16 protein-coding genes and 1 pseudogene are annotated in these 22,154 nt (G+C 53.7%); 2 read left to right on the top strand and 15 right to left on the bottom strand.

The window, feature by feature from the left end; genetic code table 11:
• Positions 1-45: 45 nt before the first annotated feature.
• From DL346_RS25800 to DL346_RS25790, 3 genes are all read right to left on the bottom strand, one after another.
• Positions 46-735, bottom strand: a complete 690-nt coding sequence (locus tag DL346_RS25800) for an HD-GYP domain-containing protein (protein ID WP_133257574.1) — start codon at positions 733-735, stop codon at positions 46-48.
• A 290-nt stretch (positions 736-1,025) separates the two neighbouring features.
• Complete coding sequence (locus DL346_RS25795) at positions 1,026-1,817, bottom strand: phytanoyl-CoA dioxygenase family protein (protein ID WP_112885268.1); 792 nt, start codon at positions 1,815-1,817, stop codon at positions 1,026-1,028.
• Positions 1,818-1,943: 126 nt separating this feature from the next.
• Positions 1,944-3,203, bottom strand: coding sequence for a DegT/DnrJ/EryC1/StrS family aminotransferase (locus DL346_RS25790; RefSeq protein WP_165822678.1), 1,260 nt, complete (start codon positions 3,201-3,203; stop codon positions 1,944-1,946).
• 284 nt (positions 3,204-3,487) lie between these two features.
• On the opposite strand from DL346_RS25790, the gene DL346_RS25785 reads away from it, so the two are divergent.
• The gene (locus tag DL346_RS25785; protein WP_112885266.1) at positions 3,488-4,300 is read left to right on the top strand and encodes a polysaccharide deacetylase family protein; all 813 of its coding nucleotides are present in this window, start codon (positions 3,488-3,490) and stop codon (positions 4,298-4,300) included.
• Here DL346_RS25785 and DL346_RS25780 read toward each other — a convergent pair.
• Positions 4,263-5,393, bottom strand: coding sequence for an ROK family transcriptional regulator (locus tag DL346_RS25780; RefSeq protein ID WP_165822677.1), 1,131 nt, complete (start codon positions 5,391-5,393; stop codon positions 4,263-4,265). The two genes, DL346_RS25785 and DL346_RS25780, sit on opposite strands and share 38 nt — an antisense overlap.
• A 97-nt stretch (positions 5,394-5,490) precedes the next feature.
• Between DL346_RS25780 and DL346_RS29955 the strand changes: the two are divergent.
• A pseudogene (locus tag DL346_RS29955) lies at positions 5,491-5,619 on the top strand (carbohydrate ABC transporter permease); the annotation flags it as partial.
• A gap of 64 nt (positions 5,620-5,683) precedes the next feature.
• Here DL346_RS29955 and DL346_RS25775 read toward each other — a convergent pair.
• The 11 genes from DL346_RS25775 to DL346_RS25725 form a co-directional block, all read right to left on the bottom strand.
• The gene (locus DL346_RS25775; RefSeq protein WP_112885264.1) at positions 5,684-8,113 is read right to left on the bottom strand and encodes a glucosidase family protein; all 2,430 of its coding nucleotides are present in this window, start codon (positions 8,111-8,113) and stop codon (positions 5,684-5,686) included.
• Positions 8,110-9,750, bottom strand: a complete 1,641-nt coding sequence (locus DL346_RS25770; RefSeq protein WP_112885263.1) for a glycoside hydrolase family 140 protein — start codon at positions 9,748-9,750, stop codon at positions 8,110-8,112. The genes DL346_RS25775 and DL346_RS25770 overlap by 4 nt, the downstream gene beginning before the upstream one ends.
• 73 nt (positions 9,751-9,823) lie before the next feature.
• A complete protein-coding gene (locus tag DL346_RS25765; RefSeq protein ID WP_112885262.1) occupies positions 9,824-11,851 on the bottom strand; it encodes a type 2 periplasmic-binding domain-containing protein in 2,028 nt (675 codons plus the stop codon).
• Positions 11,852-12,115: 264 nt separating this feature from the next.
• Positions 12,116-13,018 carry a carbohydrate ABC transporter permease gene (locus DL346_RS25760; protein WP_112885261.1) on the bottom strand — a complete coding sequence of 301 codons (903 nt, stop codon included), beginning with the start codon at positions 13,016-13,018 and terminating at the stop codon, positions 12,116-12,118.
• 23 nt (positions 13,019-13,041) lie between these two features.
• Positions 13,042-14,004 (bottom strand): ABC transporter permease, encoded by a 963-nt coding sequence (locus DL346_RS25755; protein WP_112885260.1) that lies wholly within the window; start codon positions 14,002-14,004, stop codon positions 13,042-13,044.
• Positions 14,005-14,154: 150 nt separating this feature from the next.
• On the bottom strand, positions 14,155-15,879 hold the full coding sequence (locus DL346_RS25750; RefSeq protein ID WP_112885259.1) for a sensor histidine kinase: 1,725 nt from the start codon (positions 15,877-15,879) through the stop codon (positions 14,155-14,157).
• A gap of 32 nt (positions 15,880-15,911) precedes the next feature.
• Positions 15,912-17,528 (bottom strand): response regulator transcription factor, encoded by a 1,617-nt coding sequence (locus DL346_RS25745; RefSeq protein ID WP_165822675.1) that lies wholly within the window; start codon positions 17,526-17,528, stop codon positions 15,912-15,914.
• Positions 17,529-17,621: 93 nt separating this feature from the next.
• Positions 17,622-18,290, bottom strand: a complete 669-nt coding sequence (locus DL346_RS25740) for a helix-turn-helix domain-containing protein (RefSeq protein WP_112885257.1) — start codon at positions 18,288-18,290, stop codon at positions 17,622-17,624.
• 53 nt (positions 18,291-18,343) lie between these two features.
• The gene (locus DL346_RS25735; RefSeq protein ID WP_112885256.1) at positions 18,344-19,231 is read right to left on the bottom strand and encodes a carbohydrate ABC transporter permease; all 888 of its coding nucleotides are present in this window, start codon (positions 19,229-19,231) and stop codon (positions 18,344-18,346) included.
• A gap of 18 nt (positions 19,232-19,249) precedes the next feature.
• The gene (locus tag DL346_RS25730; RefSeq protein ID WP_112885255.1) at positions 19,250-20,143 is read right to left on the bottom strand and encodes an ABC transporter permease; all 894 of its coding nucleotides are present in this window, start codon (positions 20,141-20,143) and stop codon (positions 19,250-19,252) included.
• A gap of 89 nt (positions 20,144-20,232) precedes the next feature.
• On the bottom strand, positions 20,233-21,975 hold the full coding sequence (locus DL346_RS25725; protein ID WP_112885254.1) for a type 2 periplasmic-binding domain-containing protein: 1,743 nt from the start codon (positions 21,973-21,975) through the stop codon (positions 20,233-20,235).
• Between the last annotated feature and the right edge of the window lie 179 nt (positions 21,976-22,154).

Below are 22,154 nucleotides of genomic sequence, written 5' to 3'. Positions count from 1 at the left end.
CCCGGTTTCGGGGCTTTGTCTACATCTGTTCCTATCACTGAAGCACTATATACCGCTAAGTTTTTTCAACTGGTTTGGCGGGCTGTGGAGTTTTTCGTCTGTCATGATAAACTCGACGAATCTCAACGCTATTTGAGGATCAAATTGCCTGCCAGCGTTGGTTAAGATTTGATTTGCAGCCGTTTTCTTATCCAGGGGATTCCGATAATGGCGTTTCGATGTCATCGCATCAAATGAATCAGCAACCGTTACAATTTTGGCTGCCAATGGTATTTCATCTCCTGCAAGAGAATCAGGGTACCCTTTCCCGTCAAATCTTTCATGGTGATGCAAAATGATATCGGAGATCTTTGATTTCATGAGATGATTCGAATGTCTTAACAAATCAACCCCTGCCCTAGGGTGAGTCTTCATGATTTTCCATTCCGACGAGGTCAATTTGCTGGTCTTTTTTAAGAGCACCTCAGGAATTTGGGTCTTACCGATGTCATGAAGCAGAGCGCCAATGTAGACATTATTAAGTTCCTCAGAGCTTAGGTCGAATATATTAGCAAGAGTATAAGCGTAATTTGCTACGTTTATGGAATGCGTCCACGTAAAGCAATCAAATGCTTTAAGTTTACCGGCAAGTATAATAATGTCGCTTAGAGCCTTTGTATCGAATGTGTTGTTGTACTTGGAGGGTCCCCCCATCTTGACAGCAGGAACCTTGTTCTCTACGTCCAGTAATTTCACCTCATTGCACGAATTGACTAGAAAAGAGACTGTTGACTCAAGACGCCTAAATTTTATTCTTTCTAGACACTATCATTAAAAAATAAATTTTTTATTATTTTTATATTAAGCATAAATTTAAAGAGGCAAAAAAAGAGACCCGCAGCAACGGGCTGCAGGTCTTCAAGAAATATATATAATAGGGGGTTGAGTCTTATTATAGGCGCTCAAGATTAAAACGAGATGAAGTTGGCATTGCAGTTATATTACAATTGCATGTCAGTACATGACCAATCGTTGGAAATGCCGCCTTAAGCCAGTTTCGGATTCAGCCCGCCATGAAACGGAACGCCGATTTCCCAGTCAAGGTCGTCCGTGCACACATGCCGCGCGCCGCTGTAGGTGGTGCCGTCCTTGAGGAAGACGATCGCCATGGCGCGGCGCGGCTTATCCGTCTTGTTCGCATGGGCAAAATGGAACGTCATGCCGTCATGAAACGTGCAGCTGCCGGCCTTCATGCGGCAAATGACAGCCGTATTGCGGTCCACGTCTTTCGCGCCTTCCTGCTGAAAAATATCCTCCGGCGTTACAAGGTCGACGCCTTTCAAATTGCGGATCTTCTGCGATTTCGGCACGAACATCATGCAGCCGTTGTTCTCGTCGACATCGTCAAGCGCGATCCAGATCGAGAATGCGACCATCGGGTCCGTTTCCTTAACCGGCCAATAAGGGCGGTCTTGATGCCATGGCGTCACTTTGGAATCGCCGGGCATCTTCAGCAGCGCATGGTCATGGAAGAGACGGATGCCGTCAAAACCCGTCAGCTGCTTGCCCATGTCCGCGAACCGTTCACCCAGCACGAACCGTGCCATGCCGCCGTGATCACGCCACGTATTTACCCGCTGATTCAGCACCTTATAATAGGCGGCGCCTGTCTGGCTTGTCTGAAGGCCGCGCGCTCCCTCGCTGTGCATCGTCTCGTCCATATACTGCCGGAACTCAGCCAGCTCCTCGGGCGAAAGGATATTATCGATTTGCACGAAGCCATTTTCCCGGTAAAATCGCACCTGCTCGTTTGTCAGTTGAATTTTGGAATTCAGCATGCCCTCAAGTCCCCTTTGGATTCGGATTATACCTTCACTTTACACCCGAAACGGCCGTTCAACTTGGGGGATATGAGATAAAACTAAGACGATCTGCCAAAATCACTCCGATTATCGTTTCTGCTATCAGCCGATAATGACAGCGGCCACCTTACGAATGGCATGAATCACGTCGTCGCAATCCTCTTGCGACATTCGCTGATGGAGACCGATGCTAATTGCACGCCTTAAATAATTCAAGGTGACGGGGCACATATCCGGGTCGTAGCTCACGCTGCCCTTATATTCCGCGCAATTCCATGGAGTCCCGTTGGGTGAAGCCATTCGTTTATTCAAAATATAATCCCAATTCCGGTAAATATGGCGATCCGCAACGCCGCCGTTATCGACCGTCCCATTGGGGATCCCTTCGGCTTGCAGCGCTTTGCTGAACGTTCCGGCAGCCCGGCTGTCCGGAAGATAGAATACGATACTGACGCCGCAGTCCCCGGCCGGATCGACAACGCGCTGAAGCGCCAGCCCGGGAATAGGCGCCAAACCATCGGCAATCCGCTGCTTATTCTGCCGCAGCCGTCCCAGAATCGTGTCCAGCTTCTGTGCCTGCGCCAAGCCGAGCGCGCCGTTAATCTCGCTCATCCGGTAATTTTCGCCGGGAATGGTATCCACCCGCTCATCGCCGCCCCAGAACTGAAAGGCGCAGTCATGCTGATGTCCGGCGCGGATATAGCCCTCATGGCTGTTCGTTACGACCATCCCGCCTTCACCCGCCGTAATGACCTTATAATGCTGAAAGCTGAAGCAGCCGAAATCGCCGATCGACCCTAGCGCCCTTCCGAAATAAGAGCCGCCGTTCGCCTGCGCGACGTCTTCAATGACAGTTAAGCCGTGCTGCTTGGCAATAGCCGTGATTTCGTTCATTTGCGCCATAACGCCGCGCATATGAACGGGAATGACCGCTTTCGTGTAAGGCGTGATCGCAGCCTCGAACGCGGCGGGATCCATATTCAGCGTATCGTCGCATTCAACGATGACGGGAACGGCCCGCACCGCGACGACTGCCGCCGCCGTCGCAATAAACGTATACGCCGGAACGATCACTTCGTCTCCCGGGCCGATACCGGCAGCGGCCAACGCGCAAATAAGCGATGATGTGCCTCCATTGACGGCGAGCGCATACGATACGCCTAACCGATTCTTATAAAATTGCTCCAGCTGCGCCGTGAACGACTCTTCCCGCTTATTCATGAAACGGAACATTTTACGGGAGTCCAATGCCTTCAGCACATATTCCTTCTCCAGCTCGCCGATTTCGTCGGGGCCGTGGAAATGAAAGTTCCACGGCTTGCTGCGAACGGGCTTCCCCTGTTCGATCGCCAAACGCTCCACCGGAATCATGCCCCTTCCGTCTGTTAGTTAATAAATTCACTAAATAAATTATATAGGACTAAACGGTTGACGGTAAATAACAATTTGATCATATCCATAAGTCAATGTGACGGCAGGCATGAATTTTTCAAAACCATACGTATAACAACTAATTTAATCGATGTCGTATTCGACACCACGCGAAACGCTTGAATTGGATGGACAAACTGCCTTTACTTTCGCGATAATCCGGTCATATAATTTATTGTGTAAATCAATTTATCGAACGAAGGGGTGATCAAGAGGTGGCAAAGCTGTTAATTGGCTATGACGTCGAAGCGATGGATGAGCGAACGGACCGATTTCTGAAGAAGGCCATGCAGGTGCACGCCGAGCTTCGCTCGCCCGCGAGCATGTTCATCGTAGGGAAGACGCTGGAGCGGAATGCGGAGCAATGCCGGAAGGCGGCGGAGGAAGGATGGCTTGAGTTTCACCAGCATACGTATTCGCACGTGCTGCTCAAGACCGTCGTGCAAGAGAATGAAGAGGGAATTCAAGTGTTTCCCGGTGTTTCGTTCGAACAGGCTAAAGCAGATATCCTTCAAGGCCAGAAGGCGCTAAAGGATATCCTCGGAATCTCCTGTACGGGCCTGACGGCACCTTATAATTATTACCGCGGGCTAGGAGACCGTCTGGACTTGCTGGAGGTACTTCGCGAATGCGGCATCAAGATCATCCGATCGGCCGGGCGCAATGAACGCGATTGGCAGCCGGTTCCGCTGCAATGGCAGCCTTACTTTTATGCACCGCAAGGCTATCCAGAGCTATTGGAATGTCCGCTTCACGGCTGGCAGGATTGCATTGCGCGGGAACAGCTCGGGTGGGAAAACGTGGCCGGCTACGTTGAGTGGCTGAAACGCGACATTGACGAGGCCGTTCGGCTGGATCTGGACTTTGTTTACTGCAGCCACGATTGGAGCAGCCTTGCCTGCGATCCCGAATTGACGCATATTCGGGCGATGATCGCCTACGCCAAGGAGCGCGGCATGGAACTCATGAGTTACTCGGATTACTATGCGTTCAAAACCAGCCAAGCAGCTTCGATTTCGCAAGAGTAAGCGCGCCTGCGACGCCCTCGTCGCTGCCGAACGTGCTGCGTTCCATGAGCAGCCGCTGCGTCGCGAATCTGTTCGCGCGGAGCTTGATCGTCCTCTTCATTTCATCGAATACCGCCGGCAGCTGCTCAATGACGGGCCCGCCTACGAAGATGGCTTCCGGATTAAACAAATTCACCATGTTGCTTAACGCGATGCCGCAAGCTTCGCCTGCTTCGAGACAGGCGTCCAGCGCGATTTTGTCGTTTGTCTGGTATGCTTCCAGCAAAGAGTCGGATTGGCCGCCTTTCGCGCGGTAGGCCAACTCAATCATCGGATAGGTAATGATATTTTCCAGGCATCCGTAGTTGCCGCAGGTGCAGCGGATGCCTTTATTGTCGGCCGTAATATGACCGAGCAGGCCGGCAACGTTGTTCGATCCCCTCAGAAGACTGCCGTTCACGATAACCCCCGCGGCTATGCCGAAGCCAATCTGTACCGTGATGAGATGCTCCAGCTTCTTGCCTTTGCCTTCGAACTTCTCCGCAAGCGCCATCGTTCGGCCCCCCTCGTCCAAAAACAATGGACATGCGAAGGCTTGCTTCATGGATGCGGCCAGCTCGATATGGTTCCAGCCTTCTGCGTTGGGAATGTTAAGGATCCGCTGCAGTCCGGCATCCACGACGCCGGTCACGCCTACGCCGATCGCGTCGATGGAATCCTTCGCAATCCCGTTGTTTGCTAGGAAATCCTCGATATGCTCCAACAGGAACGCCGCTTTGTCATTGCGCTCGGCGAAATGCCGCATCTCCCATTCCGCCCGCGCATGAATGGTCAGGCTGTTATCCGCGACCGCGGCACGGATTTTGTAGCCTCCGATATCAACGCCCAGCAGCCGGTGCCTGTCGGCTCTCGCATAGAGGAGGACTTCCTTTCTCCCTAAACCGCTGCCGATCCGTTCGCCTTCCGCTAGGTAGCCTTGCTCCATCAGGGCTCGCGTGATTTTCGTCAGGCTCGCTTGCGACATGCCGGTTTCCTCGGACAACGCTTTGCGGGAGATGCCCTTTTCCAGGTTGATCAGCTTTAAGATCTGACTCGATGCGTCGCTCGGTTTCATCCTCAGGCTCCATTTCGCTACATAATTGAGTGCATTATAACATGAGCTTAAAGGTATGAGAATGCTATGCCTCTTCGAACCCGGGCCGACCGTCGTGACGCTTGCGCTCTTCACGATGGTCGGCCAATGGAACTCCTGGTTCGATAGCATGCTCTATATGACGAATCACGACAATTATCCGCTGGCAACGCTGCTGCAAACGATTGTTCAACAGGACTGCACGAAGCCATACGTGAAGCAGGGCATCGTGCTCGGGTCCGTAAAGGAGTAGTCGCTAGGTTCCCCCGCGGCTACCGAATTTCAAGTTCCACCGTCTGCCCCGCAGTCAGAACAAGCTCGACGATCGCGCTGCCAGAGCCCGCGTCGTACTGGACCTTGGCCGTCCTGCCGCCAACCTTCACGCTCGGCATGCTCGTTGCCGCCAGCTTGATCCGGCTTGTTCCCGCGCCCTGGACACGTGCCAAAATACATCCGCCCTCGCACTCGTAATCTAGTAAATCGATGCCATAGCCCTGCTGAATGATAAATGGATAAGGCTGCTTAGCAACGCGGCGGACAATCACATGCACCCGTTCATCGCCTTTCGCAGCGTCAACGGGCAATTTGTTCGTGCCGATGATCTTAACCCCGTTAACCTCGATCTCGCGTATATAAGGACCGCTTCCTTTCATCTCGATGTCGAAAGTTCGATTCAGGAGGCGCAGCCCCCTCAACGCCATCTCCTCGCCCGAATACGGGTAGAAGGTCAACCCTCCCGCTTCGAGCCCCACGCCGACAACGCCGTGGACTGCCGCCTGATACCAGCCGCGAACCGAGTAGCTGTGCCAGGCCCCCTTAAGTGAATTCCAGCGGTCGGCGTTCGGTTTATCCGTGTCGATATAGCAGGAAATGCCCTCGGGACAAGTGAGCTGCTTCGTCCAGTAGCTGACCCATCCGATCCACTGCTCGATCAGGTCCGTGCGGTTTTGATCATTGATTAACCGCATGTAATATTCGCCCGTAACCGGCCACCAGCAGTGGAGCTGGTTCGCATCCATGTCGAACGCCCGGGACCACGCCGGAATTTCCCTCAGCCCGGCTTTGCACACGATATGCCGCTCGAAGAAGTCGAGACAGTCCGCAGCCACCGGGCCCATCAGCTCGCCGCAGTAATGATTCTCCCATTTGACGGCGTTGGAGTTGAACGAGTCCCGCTTCTCAAGCGTCTTCGAATCGACCGAGCTGACGACGAACTTGCGGTCTTGGTCAAAGAACAGCTTCAGGAAGTTCCGTTCGATTTTCTCGAATACGTCCTTCGCATCCCTCGCCGCTTCCTCGTCCCCGGCCAGCTCCGCCAACGCTTCCATCGAACGCGCCGCGCAATACCAGATCGTGTTGTTCAAGCTGCTGATATCGTGCCCGGTCTCCAGCATGAAATACGGAAAATCAGGAAACAAGGAGGCGTCCTCGCACATGCCGGTTCCTTGTACTTCCTTGTTCAGGATAAGGTTGAAAATCCGCTTCGCGAACGGATACCGCTCCTGAATCTCCCGCAGTTCGCCTGTCGCCGCGTAGTACTGGTGAAGCAGCGTGATATACATGCTCTGCGCCGGCAGCGCGCTTACGCTGTTGAGAGCCATGTCATGCCTATAACTGTGTCCGATGCCGAACTGCGGATCCGCCGTCACTTCGTAGAAACGCAGCATATCCCGGATGAATGCCTGATCGCCCCAATAGAGGGAAGCGTAATTGCTCGTGATGCCGTCCCAGCCCCACACCCAGTACATCGTGTTTTTCGCTTTGATAGCGCCCGGCACGTCCGTCACCTTGGACGATTCATGGTACATCGGGGCCAGCGCGATAAAATCATTCAGCTCTTTAAAGGAGCTTACAAGCTCGGGGCTTTGGCGGCTCACCTGCTCGTAGCGCTCGAATTGTGCCCGGACCGCTTCCTCGATGCGCGTAAACAGGCTGCCGATTTTCCGGTGCAGGCTTTCGCGCTCAGGCGCGAACGCGACGATGAAGCTGTACGTCCGTCCGGGCTCCAGCGGCTCTTCGCCCAGGAGAACATACTTCTCGTTGTAAGGCCGCTTCTCGATGCGCAGCGGAAAATCCGCGCTCATGCCGATATGAAGCTCGGCGGAGCCGCGCGTCTCATTGGGATGAAGACCTTGGTTGTTGATCTCGATCTCGTCGCGATGCACGGGCGTGTCGGCCCATGAATCCTCGAATGTCCCATAAATCCCGTTGCCTGCTTCGCTGATCTCCCAAGGCTGCCAGGTCCGCTTCGCTCCGCGATCGTTGAAGCGAAAATCGCCGGCGTCCAGAGGCGTCAGCGCAAATTCCTTGTAGAACTCCAGCTTGAAGCGGAGATTCGCAGGCAGATCGGCTGGCGTGGCGAGCTGGAAGACGACCGCCTCCTCGATGGCCAGCACCCGGTGGCGGAAGACGGCCCCCGCTAAGGCGCAGCTTGACTCTACCCCGAACGGCCAGATCCGGGAATGCTCATAAGGAAGCTTTAACGTCGTTAAATCGTGCTGCACGAAAACGCGAAGGCCATCCCACAGCCGCTGCAGGAAAACCGTCGTGCTGCCGCGGTACGCCATCGGGTTATGATAGTCGATTTGGGTGACGGCATGCTCATCCAACTGAAAGCTTAAGCGGCTGTCCGAAAACCACCGCGGAGACTCCGGAATGCCTCGCTCGCATTCGATAATCCCTTTGTTCACCTTGTAATTCATGCCTCAGGTTGCACCTCCGCCGGTCGTTTCGCAAGCGTTAGAACCCAATCTTCGTTGTCGGGCGTCACGGTTCTCCACATCCAGCCGCAGCCGTAGCCGGAATATTGCCCTTCCGCCTCCCGCCATTCGCCCGTTCGCGGATTAAACCACCGGCCGTCGTACGGCTCTCCGGACCGCTCCAGGATATGTGCCATGACAGGTGCCGGAGCATGGCCTCCCGTAATGTAGATCACGTAGTATTTCCCCGGAACCGCGGCGCAGTAGACGCTGTTAGCCTGCTCCGTCGTGACCGCTTCGCGATTGGGCTCGAGCTCCCACCACTCGAACGACTCCATTAATGTCCTTAAGTGCTTCATCTGCGTCGAGCCGGGCAGATTCAAATCATGCTCCCAGAGATCCGGCCGTTCATCGTCGCGCCATTTGTCCGCTTCATCGCCGTCGAACAATGACCACATGCCGTGCGCCCCGTACGTTTGCCCGACGCAGCCTTGCAGCAACGACACATAGGCGGCAAACCGGATGTCACGGTCATCGATCCATCTGCCGTCGTCCATCAGCCGGTTCGGATGGTTCTCGTACCATGACTCGCTCATAATCGCCGGCTTTGCCGGCTGCAGCCGGTAATCGATCTCGGGCAGCGACTCCATGAAATTTTTAAACGCAAGGACATGCCCGACCTGAATGAGGTTAAAATCGTACCAGTCTTCGGCATGATAGTGCTGGCTCCCGCTATGCGGGGCAACGGAATGGACGGAGGTCGGATGCCCGTACGGATCGCAGCGGTCGATTTCTTCACCGAGTTCGCGCCAAGCCTGCACATCCCACGTGAACAGATACTCGCCGGCGGGAGACCAGCATACGTTAAATGCGGCATATCTGGCGACGATGTACCGGATATACGGTATTGCGGCCGCCAGCCGCATCGCTTTCAGTTCCTGGCCCCACATGGCCATCAGACAAGGCACGAAGCCCATATCGGCCATCAGCCTGACGCGCTCATCCACATGCTTGAAATAATCGGGATTGATCAAATCATATCGGCGGGTATACGGCGCCCCGCCTTCGTTTAAGTACGCACGGGGGGAGTAACCGACATACCCGGTGCTGTCTTCGTCGGTCTCGCCGCCCGTCGGATGGCCAACGACCATCTGGATGACGGAAAAGCCCTTCTCCTTGCGGTCTCGGAGGTAGGCCGGGAGCGTCCGTTCCATGTCGCACCTGGACGTGTGCGCCGCCCACAGCGTATCCCCGAGCCAGTAGAACGGGGTTCCGTCGGCATATTCGAAATGTCTCCCTCTCTCGTTAACGCGGATGAACCCTCTGCGGTTCGGATTCGCTTCAAGCTCCGTCCCGGTCCACGAACCGGCGTTCAGCCGCCCGCTCAAGCCATGAAGACCGCGGTCCTCCGGCCTGCTGCAGCCGGACTCCCAGCTCCACTCCCCCTCCGCGACAGGCGCGAACCGGACCTTCCACTGGCTGCCTCCGTCCCAATACCCCGGAACGAGGAGCTCTTTCCCGGACCCGCTCGAAAATCGAACCTGCAGCCGAACGTCCGTAAACGGATTGGCGTATTCGTACTCAGCCGTGAACGAGAGCTCTACGCACTCCCACACATGCGCTTCTATGCGATCCTTCAACGAAACCCCTCCTATTTATTTGCCGGAATAGGAAAAAGGCCGGCGCTTTCGCCGGCCTTTTTGCCCTATCGCGCTACTTGATATTGGCCAAGAAATCTTTATTGACTTCGTTGAAGTATTTCGTCATGGCCTCCAGCGATTTCTCGTCCGCGCCTTGCTGAACCGCGAGCGTTTGGAAATTTTTCCACATCGAGTCGAATTGAGCGTCATCCTTGGCTGCCAGCGTCTTCGTCAGCGCTTTCTCGAACGCGTCGCGGTTTTTCCAGAAGGCGTCCGCTTCAGGTACGCTGCCGAAGAAGTTCCAGATTTCGTGGCCTTTGTTCATGTAAGTCGCGAATTCCGACTGCGCTTCGCCCGGCAGGTTACCCGGGTCGAAGTAGGCCAGCGCATCCGCCGCGCTTGGCGTTCTGGTGTACGTGTTGTAAGGAGCCAGAGGGCCTGCGCCCCACATATAGCTTGGATAGTACGGCCATGCGGTACCGTAGCCGTCCGTCGTGGAAATGCGGGTGTTAAAGAGATTATAAGAGAGCTGCGCGCCGTTGGATTGATTCGTGTAAACCATCGCGTCTTCCACGTCTTTGTTGACGAATACGCGCTGGCCGTCCTTCTCCTCGAACAGTCCTGCGCTCTTCGGTCCCCACTCGTACATTTTCTCGCCCACTTCGGAGATCATGTAGTCCAGGAAACGAATGACTTGCGGCAGGTCTTCTTCGGCCACTTTGTCTTTGAAGACGAGGATCGAGAAGTTGATGCCGTTCTGCCCGTAAGGCATGATCGTTCTGGAGAAATCGACCGGCGCGTCAATCCACAGCTTTCTGTAACGATACGGCTTGTTCGCGGACTTCAATACGGCGGCATCCGGCGTATCGTACATGTAAGGCACCGCATATTGACCGTTGTTCAGCTTCTCGAGATGAGTCGCGTTGTTCTCAAGGAGCGAGTTCGGATCCATGACTTTGTCGCGGACAAGCTTGTTGAACTGCGAGATGCCGGATTTGAACCAGTCCTGCTGGAACGAGTACTTAATCGTCTTCGAAGCCTTGTCGTAGTAAGTAAAATAGTTGTTGTTCGCCGGAATCCGGTACAGGTTATTGAAGAATTGCGTCATCAAGCTCCAGTTGTCGCCGCCGCCGAATGCATAGCTGACTTGCACCGGCTTGCCGTTTTCCTTCAAGTCTTTCTCTTTGATGAGCGCTTGAACGTCATAGAGGAATTTGACCATGTCCTCGGTCGATTTGATCGGAACGTCGAAGATTTCTTCTTTGGTGAATTTGCCGCCGTTCTTGAGATACAAGGCGTCGATTTCGTCTTGCGTTTTGGCGTTCGGATACAGCATTTTCAAAATATCGTCGCGCACCCAGACCCAGTTGTAGCCTAGCGAGCTATTGAGAGAGCTTGGAGGAACGAATTCGGGATTCAGCTGCTTGATCGAACCGTCCGGGTTGCCCACCATCGACGGGAAGCCCCAGATTTTTTTGCCGTCCAAATATTTGGCCGTAATTTGCTCTTCGATCAGCGGGAATACGTCAAACGGCATCCGCTTCGCGACATGAGGCGCATATTGGGCGATCGCGTCGGTCAAGTCGTACACCTTGCCCGCTTTAATCAAGTCTTGGAAAGGTCCCATATCGCTGACGAACGCCAGGTCCGGCCAATCGTTGGACGCGTTCAAGAGGCCCATTTTGACTTTCACGTCTTGGCCGCCGTTATCGAACGAACCATCCTTATCGAAAGTCACGCCCGTCACGCGTTTGATTTCCGGCGTAACGACGTCTTTGTCCGAGGACGGACGTTTGGCGTCGCCGCTGCCGTGCGTATACCAGACTTTTAAGTTAAGCTGCTTGCCCGTCCAATCCGGAAGCACCGAGCTGTCGGCTACCGTGTCGAGCATATCGTAGTACATTTTTGGCGATTCGGTTGTATTCGTTTCCGTCTGGTCGGTGGTCTGCTCCGAGTTCGTGGTTGTATTCGCGTTGGTCGTCGTGCCGGTATTCTTGTTTTCGTTGCCGGCATTATTGTTACTTGAGCATCCGGCGATCCAAGTGGTGATCATGAGCGCCGCAATAATCGCGGAGAGTGCTTTTTTACGTCTATGCTTCATTCTTTAGCCTCCTGATTTTGACGTTATCGGTATGGCATGAGATAATAAAGCCGCATTACGAATTCCTTGAACATGTCCGGCAGCGTACAAAGGCCCGTAACGTTTGGCGACCGCATCGGCCTCGACACGCATTCCCGGCGTGTTCTTTTTTTTCCCTCCCTTCCTTCCCTCTCATGGCCCCTTGATCATACTGCTGCTGCTTCAATCGGCGAAGCCTCACCTCCTACATGAACTGAGACCTTATACGTTCAAATTCGGGTCGTTCTACTCCTTGACGGCGCCCAGCGTAACGCCCTTCACGAAAAACCTCTGCAGGAACGGATAGACGATAATAATCGGCAGCGAAGTCACGATGATATTGGCGGCCCGGATCGCCTGCGGCGTAATGTGAGGCTGACCGGACGAAATAACGGTAATATTTTTCATCAACGCCTCTTCCATCAGCTTGGCGACCCGTTCGCCCTCCTTCAGAATTTGCATGAGAATGTATTGCATCGTATACAGCTTGTGATCCGTCACGTAATACAGCGTCGTCGTCCAATCGTTCCAATGGTAAACGGCGGTCCATAGCGTCATGACGGCGATAATCGGCATCGACAGCGGCATGTAAACGCGGGTCATGATCGTCCAATCGTTGGCGCCGTCAATCCGGGCCGACTCGCCCAAACTGTCCGGAATCGTGTACAAGTAGGAGCGAATAATGACCATATTGTAGAGACTGAATGACACCGGAAGGATGTACACCCAGAACGTGTTTGACACATGCAGCTCGGAGTAGATCAGGTAAGTCGGAATCAGCCCGCCGTTGAAATACATCGGGATGATCAGGAAGATGAGGATGGCCCCTCTTCCCGCGACCTCCTTCAAGGTGAAGGCATAGGCACAGGCGAATTGGACGAGGACCGCGATCGTCGTTCCCGCCGCGACCCTCGCCAGGGATATCCAGAGCGCGTGGATCACTTCATCGTTCGCGAACAACAGCTTGAAGTTGTCGAGCGTGAACACACGCGGATAGATCGTAATGCCGCCGAACTGGGAATCGAGCGGGTCGTTGAATGCGAGAGCCAACACGTTCAGGAAGGGGAACACCATGATGAACACCAGCACCGACAGAAACGTGATATTGGCGGCTTTGAACACTTTATAAGAAGCGGATTCGTAGTTCATAACAACCCTCCAAAACGGCTGCGTTAAAAGATCGAAATGCGGGAAACTTTCTTGGCGATAAAGTTAGCGGATATCATGAGCGTGAAGGCGACCAGCCCCTCCACGAAACCGACCGCTGCCGCAGTCGAGTAATTCCCTTGCTGGATACCGGAAGAGAATACGACCGTCGAAATGACCGGGAAATCGATGAACGCATTTTGCATGCCGTAGACGAGCTCGAAATTGCTGCCGAACAGAGCGCCCAGCGTGAAGATCAGCATAATGACGGCCGTCGTCTTCATCCCGGGAAACGTGATGTGACGGTGCTGCTGGAACCGGTTGGCGCCGTCGATCTTAGCCGCCTCGTACAGGCTCGGATCGATGGAGGTGATCGCAGCGAGGAACACGATCGTGCCCCAGCCGACTTCCTTCCAGACGCTGAGGATGAGCAGCATCGGCACGAACAGCGCCTGATGGGACAAGAACATCGATCGCTCGGCATCCGCGCCGAGGAGCAGCAGCTTCAAGTCGTTGATCGGCCCGTCGACATCGAGCAAGGAGTACGTCAGCCCGACAACCGCGATCCAGGACAGAAAGTGCGGCATGTAGCTTAAGGTCTGTACGCTTCGTTTGAACAGCCCGTTCTTCAGCTCATTCATCAGCAGAGCAAGCAAGATCGGAGCCGGGAAGCTGACGATAATCATCAAGACGCTAAGGAGCAGGGTATTGAGGATCGCTTGCCTCAGCATCGGGACTTCAAAGACCTCTCTAATGTGCTTAAATCCGACCCAAGGGCTGTTCCACAAGCCGGCAAAAATGTTATGGTCCTGAAAGGCGACCAGAATGCCGGGCATCGGCAAATAACTGAAGATGAGCGTCAATACGATGGACGGAAGCATCAGCAGGTAGGCGAAATAGCTTTTCTTAAGCTTTCGCCTCCAATTCGGCTTCGCGGCCAGCTTGACGGGCCTTGCCACGTTCTCTGCGCGTGTTGTGACCGAGTTCACGTCGGGTACTCCCTCCTAAACGTAACTGTCCTTCATGGCACTAAGCATACCTCGTGAAAGCGCTTAATTAAAGTAAAAATACGGATGAACGATACAACAATACGGAAATGTTCATAAAAAAGCCTGCGCAGCAGCGCAGGCTTTTCGCGGTTATCGGGCAATTCCAAGCGGATATTCCGCATCGGCGGCGGCCGGCACCCGGATCAAAACCGTCGTCCCGTGGCCAGCCTCGCTGTGGATCTCCAGCATGTGCCGCTTCGGATAGAACGTCTCCAGCCGCTTAAGCACGTTCTTCATGCCGTAGCTCCCGAACTGGCCGCTTGCTTCGCCTCTGAGCAGCTGCTCGATCTTATCCTGCTCCATGCCGGCCCCGTTGTCGGAGATGGCGAAGACAACGTCATCGCCTCGTCTCTTGGCCGAGATGCGAATGACGCCGCCTGTCTCGCGTCCGTTGAGTCCATGCAGGACGGCGTTCTCCACGACCGGCTGCAGCAAATGCTTCAGAACGGGGCGCGCGCCGATGTCCTCGTCGCGTTCGATGCTATAGACGAAATCATTGCCGTATGCGAACTTCTGAAGCCGCAAGTATTCCTCGATCATGTCCAGCTCTTGCGTGATCGTTATGATGCCGCTTCCTTTGTTCAGGGCGATCCGATAATATTTGACCATCGAATTGATCGCGTCCTTTACCCGCATGTCCTCGCTGATCCACCGAATCGTCGACAACGTGTTGTAAAGAAAGTGAGGATTCAACCGTTCTTGAAGAAGCTGCGTTTCCAGCATCTTGCGTTCGAGCTCGTATTCCGCGATCCGTTTGTAATATTCTTTGACCCTCTGGATCAGTTCATAGAAGGAGTTGCCTATCTTTTCGAATTCGTCATGGTTGGAGTAGGTCAGCATCGTCTCGTCGTCGCCCATGAGGCTTTCTACGTTTTTGTTCAATTTGCGAAGCAGCGTCTCCAATCGCTTGGTCAAATAATGCGAGACGATCTCGACCGTAAACACCAGGATCGCAACAATGATCAGGAAAATCGCTCCGACCGAAACCCAGTACCACTTCAGTTCCTCAATCACGAGGCTTTTCGGAACATACCAGGAAATATGGCCAATTGGCATGTTCATGGGCTCGCTGAGGGTATAGAAGGAGGATTCCGGCTTATCCCCGGAGCCCGCTTTCAGTTTATAATCGCCATACTCCCCGGCTCCCTCGAATGAAATATAGCTCCCTTTGGGGATGTCATAAGGAAAGAAGCCGAGAAGCTCATTCAGCGGAATGCGCACTTCGATGATGGCGAGCGCTTTGTTAAGCGAGATTAATTTTTTATAGGCATAAATATAATCCTGGCTAATATCCGAATTGGCGTTCAGCTTCGCTTGTTTGATTTTCCACACTATATCTTCGTTTTTGGCGTTCAGGATCTCCTCTTTGAGACTCATTCCCGAGTGGCCCCGTTCTTTCTCCAAATTCGAAATGCTTCGTAAAAACTCGCCGTCGTAGTTCGTATCTTTAAGGGCGTAAATAACGATCTCCGTCTGGGTGTTCTCCGTCTTTGCCGCCTTCATGACGCTCTGGAGATAATCGCTGAAGTCCATGATGCCGACCAGATTCTGATCCGAGTTCGTCTCCAAATAGTTGATGATGTAGTAGTTGTTGTTGATAAACAGGATTTTATTGACGCTCGAAACGAGCAGCGCGTTGATTCCCTTCACGCTGCTCACAAGCTGGGCGTTCTTCTCGGCCAATATATCCTTCACCTTGCTGTTGTAGATCCGGCTCGTTAAGAACGAACCGAGCACGAGCATCGGCAGAAGCGCGAAAACGAAGATGATGATCGCGATTTTATGCCGGTACCTCAGCCGTTTAAATGTGGCCATACGCCCGCCTCCGGTTATGCGGCACGCCCCTCTTACAGGGGCAGTGCGGCTTTGCTTTTGAATTCAGCCGGCGTCATGCCGACGTTCTTCTTGAACGCGAGAATGAAGTAGGATGTATTCAAGTAACCGACGGCTTCGGCCACGGCAGCCACCTTGCTGCCCTCTTCCTTCAACAATTGCTTGGCCTTCTCGATGCGGAACTGGATGAGATAGTCGAAGATCGTCTGGCTGGTCTCTTTCTTGAACAGCCCATTGGCATGGCGGCCGCTCAAGTACACGGACTTCGATATATCCTCGATGGAGATTTGCTCATGGTAGTTGTCATGGATCATCTGCTTGATCGCGCCGATGACTTTGACGTTTCTGGAGGCGTTGCGGTCGGTTAACCGCTCTTTGATCGCCGCGAAGGTTTGCCGGACCCATTGGACGACGTCTTCCTTGGTGCTCATGCGGTTCAGCTTATCCCACGCCGCGGCATTGTCGCCAAAATGGCCGGGTTGATTCGATTCCAGCAGCAGAATGCCCGTCAGATGGGAGAACAGCAGCGCGAAGCCTTTCACGTAACTCTCGCCATGCTTGGCGCTTTCGTCGTTTAAGTACTTGCCGATGAACTCCTCGATGTCTTGGCCGCTGCCGAAGGACATGAGCGCTTTCATGTCCTGGTAGACGTCCTCGAGGCTTGGCATTTCCTCGAACGGACTATCCGAACGGTCGTCGATTTCCTCGAACAGAATGATCGGGTTGCTTCCGCTGTAGAAGCGCGTATTTACCGCTTTCTGCGATTGCTTGTACAGCCGCTCAAGCTCCGTCAGCTCCCTGGAGCAGGTGCTGATGCCCATCGTGGCCTGAATGCCCAGCTCCGCGCTTATCGACGTGTTCAGCTGCACCGCCGCATCGATAACGCCCTGCTTGTCGCCCTGCTGGTCGAAGACGATCGCCGCGTAATCTTCAGCCGAGAATTGGACCGGAACCATCGCTCGCTCCGGGGTTTCCGACCGGGCAATCCGGTTCTTGATGGAATAGGATTGAAAATAGGCGTCCATGGCGCTCTGGCGTTCCCGTTCGCCTTCCGCGCGGGGGCATTTGACGGAGATCACGCTCATCGTCGCATGTTCGATGATGGGGAGCGCAAGAAACTCGATCCGCTGCCGGATATCGTCTTCATTGCGGAAATTGCCGAGCAGCACTTCCTTCAGAAATTGCTCCTGAACGAGCGGCAGCATCCCTTCCAGCTGCTGCATCATCCGCTCCTTCTCCATCTGCTCGCGGTGCTGTTCCGTAAACTCGGCGAGCAGCTTGTGCAGCGCCCGCTCCAATTCATCCGCAATGATCGGTTTAAGCACATAGCCATAAATGCCGAGATCGACGGCTGACTTGGCGAATTCGAAATCGCTGTGGCAGCTGATGAAGATGATCTTCACGTCCGGATGGGACTGCCGGATGCGTTCGGACATCTCGACGCCGTTCATGAGCGGCATCGCAATATCCGTAATGACGATATGGGGTTTGAGCTCGTCTATTCGAGTAAGCGCTTCCAATCCATTGGCGAATGTACCGACGACTTGAATCCCGAGCGATTGCCAGTCGATCGATTCTTTAATGCCGTTCCGTTCGTACTTATTGTCATCCACGATAAACAATCTGAACATCGGCTTCACGACCTTATCACGGAATGCGTTGCTCCTTCCATAATAGAATAAACCGCTGCAGCGCATCAACAGCTGCAGCGGTTTATTGCGAAATTAACGCGAATAGGCCTCCCGGTATTGCGCCGGCGTAAGCAAGGAATGCTTCTTGAACACGCGCGTGAAATGCGCGGGCGAGCCGAACCCGACCTTGCGGGCGATTTCGTGCACCTTCAGGCGCGGCGACTCTTTCAAGTACCGCTTCGCCCTGGCGAGCTTCGCCTCGGCAACGTAATCGAACAGGGCGCGCCCGGTCGTCTGCTTATAAAGCCTGCACAGATAGCTAGGATTGAAGTAGACCGTTTCGGCCAGCTTCGACAGCGACAAATCCTCATCCAGATGCTGCTCGATGTAGGCATGCAGGCTCTCCAGCCAGCCGCCCTCATCCCGGCAGCCGGGACAATGCAGCAGCGCGCAGGCGAAGGAGCGCAAGTAATCGGCCGCTTGGCGCGCCGTGCTGTGGGCGTCCCACCGCAGCAGCGCGTCTGCGTCGAGCGGCTCAAGATTGGCCGCGGTGATGCCGTTCTTGTGCATATAAGCGAGAAACTGCGCGGCAAGAATCATATAGGCTTCGAGCCAAGCTTCTTTGTCCGCTTCCGGGATGGCCGCGAACAGCGAATCGAATTGCTTGAAATAAGCGTTTCGTTCTCCGCCTTCCAGGGAGGCTCTCAGGCTCTCTCCCCTTCTCAGCAGATCACCGAAGCTGATCGGTCTTGATTGTCCCATTTGCCGCACCCTCCTTAGGAGAAACGTTGGCGGAAGTCAGCATAGTCGGCCTCTTATTCCTTCACGGAGCCCAGCATAATGCCGGAGATGAAGAACCGCTGAAGGAACGGATAAACGAGCATGATCGGCAGCATGGAGGCGAAGATTTTGGCCGCGCCCAGCGTCTTGTCGGATACGGAAGCGAGGCGCTTCACGTCCTCGATCGACTTGATGAGCGTCGGGTCGATCCGCACGACGATTTGCTGCATGTACGTTTGAAGCGGAATGCTGTCCTCATGGTTTATGAACATCATGCCGAGCATGAATTCATTCCACACCGTCACGATCAGAAACAGCGTCGTTGTCGCAAGCACCGGCATGGACAGCGGCATGTAGATGCGGAACGCTTTATACCACGGACCGGCGCCGTCCATGGCGGCCGATTCGTCGAGCTCCTTCGGAATGCTGCGGAAATAGTTGACGATCAGGATGACGTTGAATACGTTCACGAGCATCGGCAGGACGAGCACCCAGAAGGAGTTCATAAGCCCCATCTGACGGATAATGAGATAGAACGGGATCAAGCCGCCGTTGAACATCATCGAGAAAATGAGCAGCCACATGTAGACGTCGCGGAGCTTAAACTCTCGTCTCGAACGGGACAGCGGATACGCCATCAGCAGCGAGATGAAGAAGCTGATGAAGCAGGTAATGCCGACCCGCTTAACGGAAATCCAGAACGACTGGAAGAATACGCTGTCTTCGAACAGCTTCTTATACGACTCTAAATTGAACTCTTTCGGAAAGACGGTGACGAAGCCGGCCATCGCTTTCGCAGGCGAGCTGAAGGAAATCGCCAGGTTGTGAATGATCGGAAACAAGGACGAGAACGAAATGAGCGCAAGCGCGGCAATGAGCAAAGCTTCAGCCGCCTTGGTGCCGAACGTTTGATTGCGGACCATGCGGAATTCCTCCTTCTGCTAGAAAATGCGATAGTTGGCGAACCGGCTGGCTAAGCCATACGAGATGATAATGAGAATGAAGCTGACGCCGGACTTGAGCAAGCCGATCGCCGTACCGACTTCGTAATGCCCCTCCTCAATACCGGCTCTGTACACGTACGTATCGATGATATCGGAAGAATCGTAGACGAGCGTGTTGTAGAGATTGAATATTTGGTCAAAGCCGGCGTTCAGCACGTTTTGCAAGCTGAGCGTACCGACCAGAACGATCGTGGTTGCGATGCCTGGAAGCGTGACGTACCGAAGCTTCTGCATCCGGGTCGCGCCGTCAATATCGGCCGCCTCATAGAGCGATGGATTAATGCCTGTCAAGGCTGCCAAGTAGATGATGGTGCCGAAGCCAAATTCCTTCCAAATATCGGAGCCGACAATAATCGAGCGGAACCAGAAGTTTTCGCCCAAAAACATAATTTCGTTAATGCCGAACATGCCAAGCATTTGGTTGACGATGCCGTCTACGGCAAAGAAATCTCTTAAGATACCCGCAAGCAAAACCCAAGATAAGAAATGCGGCAAATAAACGATCGTTTGCACCGTGCGCTTAAACCACTGGATACGCAGCTCATTCAGCATGAGCGCAAATACGATCGGAATGAGAAAACCGAATCCGATCTTCATCAAGGCGATGACGACCGTATTTTTAAAGACGCGAAGCGCTACCGGCGTATCGAAGAGGTAGGAATAGTTTTCCCAGCCTGTCCAAGGCGAACCCCAAATTCCTTTCGTCGGAATAAAATGCTTGAACGCCAGCACAATGCCGCCCATAGGCCAGATCGTAAACAGCAGTACGAGAATCATGCCGGGGAGCAGCATTAAGTTAAAATGGATTTGCTCAGACCATTTGCTGCGCATTCTGCACAACCTCCGCTTCAATGTCAATCTCGTTCCCAATTAGCAGGAGGACGCAAGACACTGCCTCGCGTCCTCCCACAATTCAAGCGTTATTTGCTTGCCTCTTCGTTGATCTCTTTCAAAATGTCGTCTCCGCCTTGCGCTTTCCAATCCGCTACGAATTGATCGAATTCAGCGTCCGCGTCGGCTTTGCCCATGATGATGCGGTGGTACGCTTTCATTTGCAGCTCGTTCAGCGCCGTCAGCTTCTTCTCCATCGTAGGCGTTTGGCCGTCGTATGCGGAGTAGACGATATTGGTCTCCAGCTTGGCAGCGGAACCCATCGCATCGTACCAGCTGCGCGTATTTTGCCATTGCAGCACGTTCTTGCTCGCCGCTTGCGGCTGGGATTGGAGCTCGTCAATAAACTTCTTGATGTTTTGGTAGGCGTCATTGTTCTTGAACGGCAGAGACGCCGGATCCTTCTCGCCGTTTACGGCCGCAACGATTTCTGCTGCTTGGTTAACGATAGCATCCGTGCTCATGATGGACATGCCGCCCCAAACCGTCGCTTTTTCGTTTGCGTCTTTATACTTTTCCTGCGTCGTTTTGATCCACCACTCGGTGCCGTCGTTCTCGTTGATCACGTTCAGCCATTTCATCGGCAGCTCTGGGTATTTGAAGCCTTTCTTCACGACCATGACGGATCCCGAAGTGTTCATTGCGCCCATGTTCAGCTTGCCGTTTGTTTTTGCCGGGATTGCATAAGGCTTCCAGTCCGCGTCAGGAACGTTTTGCAGCGTCATGAACAATGGGTACCATACGCCCCACCATGCTTGACCTACGATGCCTGCGCGGCCGCTCGCCAAAATTTCTTGCAGCTGTCCCGTATCTTTCAGTGCGAAATCCTTCTCGATCAGACCCTCTTTATACAGGTTCGCTATCACTTTCAAGCTGTCTTTGATTTGCGGCTGAATACCGCCGTATACGACTTGACCGGATGCATCTTTGTAGAACAGGCGAGGGAAGGCTTCGAATTGGTCGAAAATAAAGCCCGGTCCGAACAAGCCGTCCGTCTCCGTTTGCATTTGCATCGCGACCGGAATGGTCGTGCCGTTGCCTGCAGGGTCATTTTGTTTGAACGCCTTCGCGATCGCTTCAACGTCCTCGAGCGTCTTAGGCTCGGCCAGGTTCAGCTTCTTGCGCCAGTCATCGCGAATCCAGACAAAGTTGAAGTTTTCCAGGCTGCCCTGGCTAGGGATGCCATAGAGCTTGCCGTCGACTTTGTACAGGTCAAGTCCGCGGTTGTCTGCAGAAGCATATGCTTCTTTAATCGCCGGGGAAGCGTACTGCTCGTACACGGTTGTCAGATCCTCGATCATGTCCGCTTCAACGAGACGTTTTACAGTCGCTTGAACCTCTTGGATGCTTTTGCCGACGATTGTGAAGACATCCGGGATGTCATTACCGCCGATCGACAGGTCGAGCTTCTTCTTGTAAGCGTCGCCATCTTGAGGCGCCATCCAGACGAACTTCGGTTTTACGTTCAGCTTCTCTTCCATGAACTTGTTGAAAACGTTCTCTTCATACGATTCGCCTTCAGGGAACTTCGGGTTGTTCATCGTCGGTCTGATGGTCGTAAACTCAATCAGCTCCGGATACTTGCCGAACGGATCGGCAGCAACCTCAGGCTCGGCAGCCGGTTCGGTTGTATTCGTGCCCTCAGCCGTGTTGCTTGCTTTGTTGCCTTCCGCGGCGTTCGTTGCGGTATTGTTGTTATTGCCGCCATTTCCGCAAGCGCTAACAAAAACCATCAGCACAACGAAAATCAAACTTGCGAACTTTTTGATCATCCTGTCAAAAGCCCCTCTCTATGACAAAGAATATAGTGTTTGATTCGATTCCAATCATAACGTGGCGGAGCGTCGGGGCAATATGGAAAAAACGCACCTTCTGACTGAACATTGTCAGAACATGCGTCCTTCACCGTACAATTTTCACTTGTGAGGAGACATTTTTCACTTTGCAAGCA

Origin of the sequence: Paenibacillus montanisoli (assembly GCF_003268025.1) — a bacterium.
GTDB lineage: Bacteria > Bacillota > Bacilli > Paenibacillales > Paenibacillaceae > Paenibacillus_Z > Paenibacillus_Z montanisoli.
This window is presented reverse-complemented; position numbering and strand designations above follow the sequence as displayed.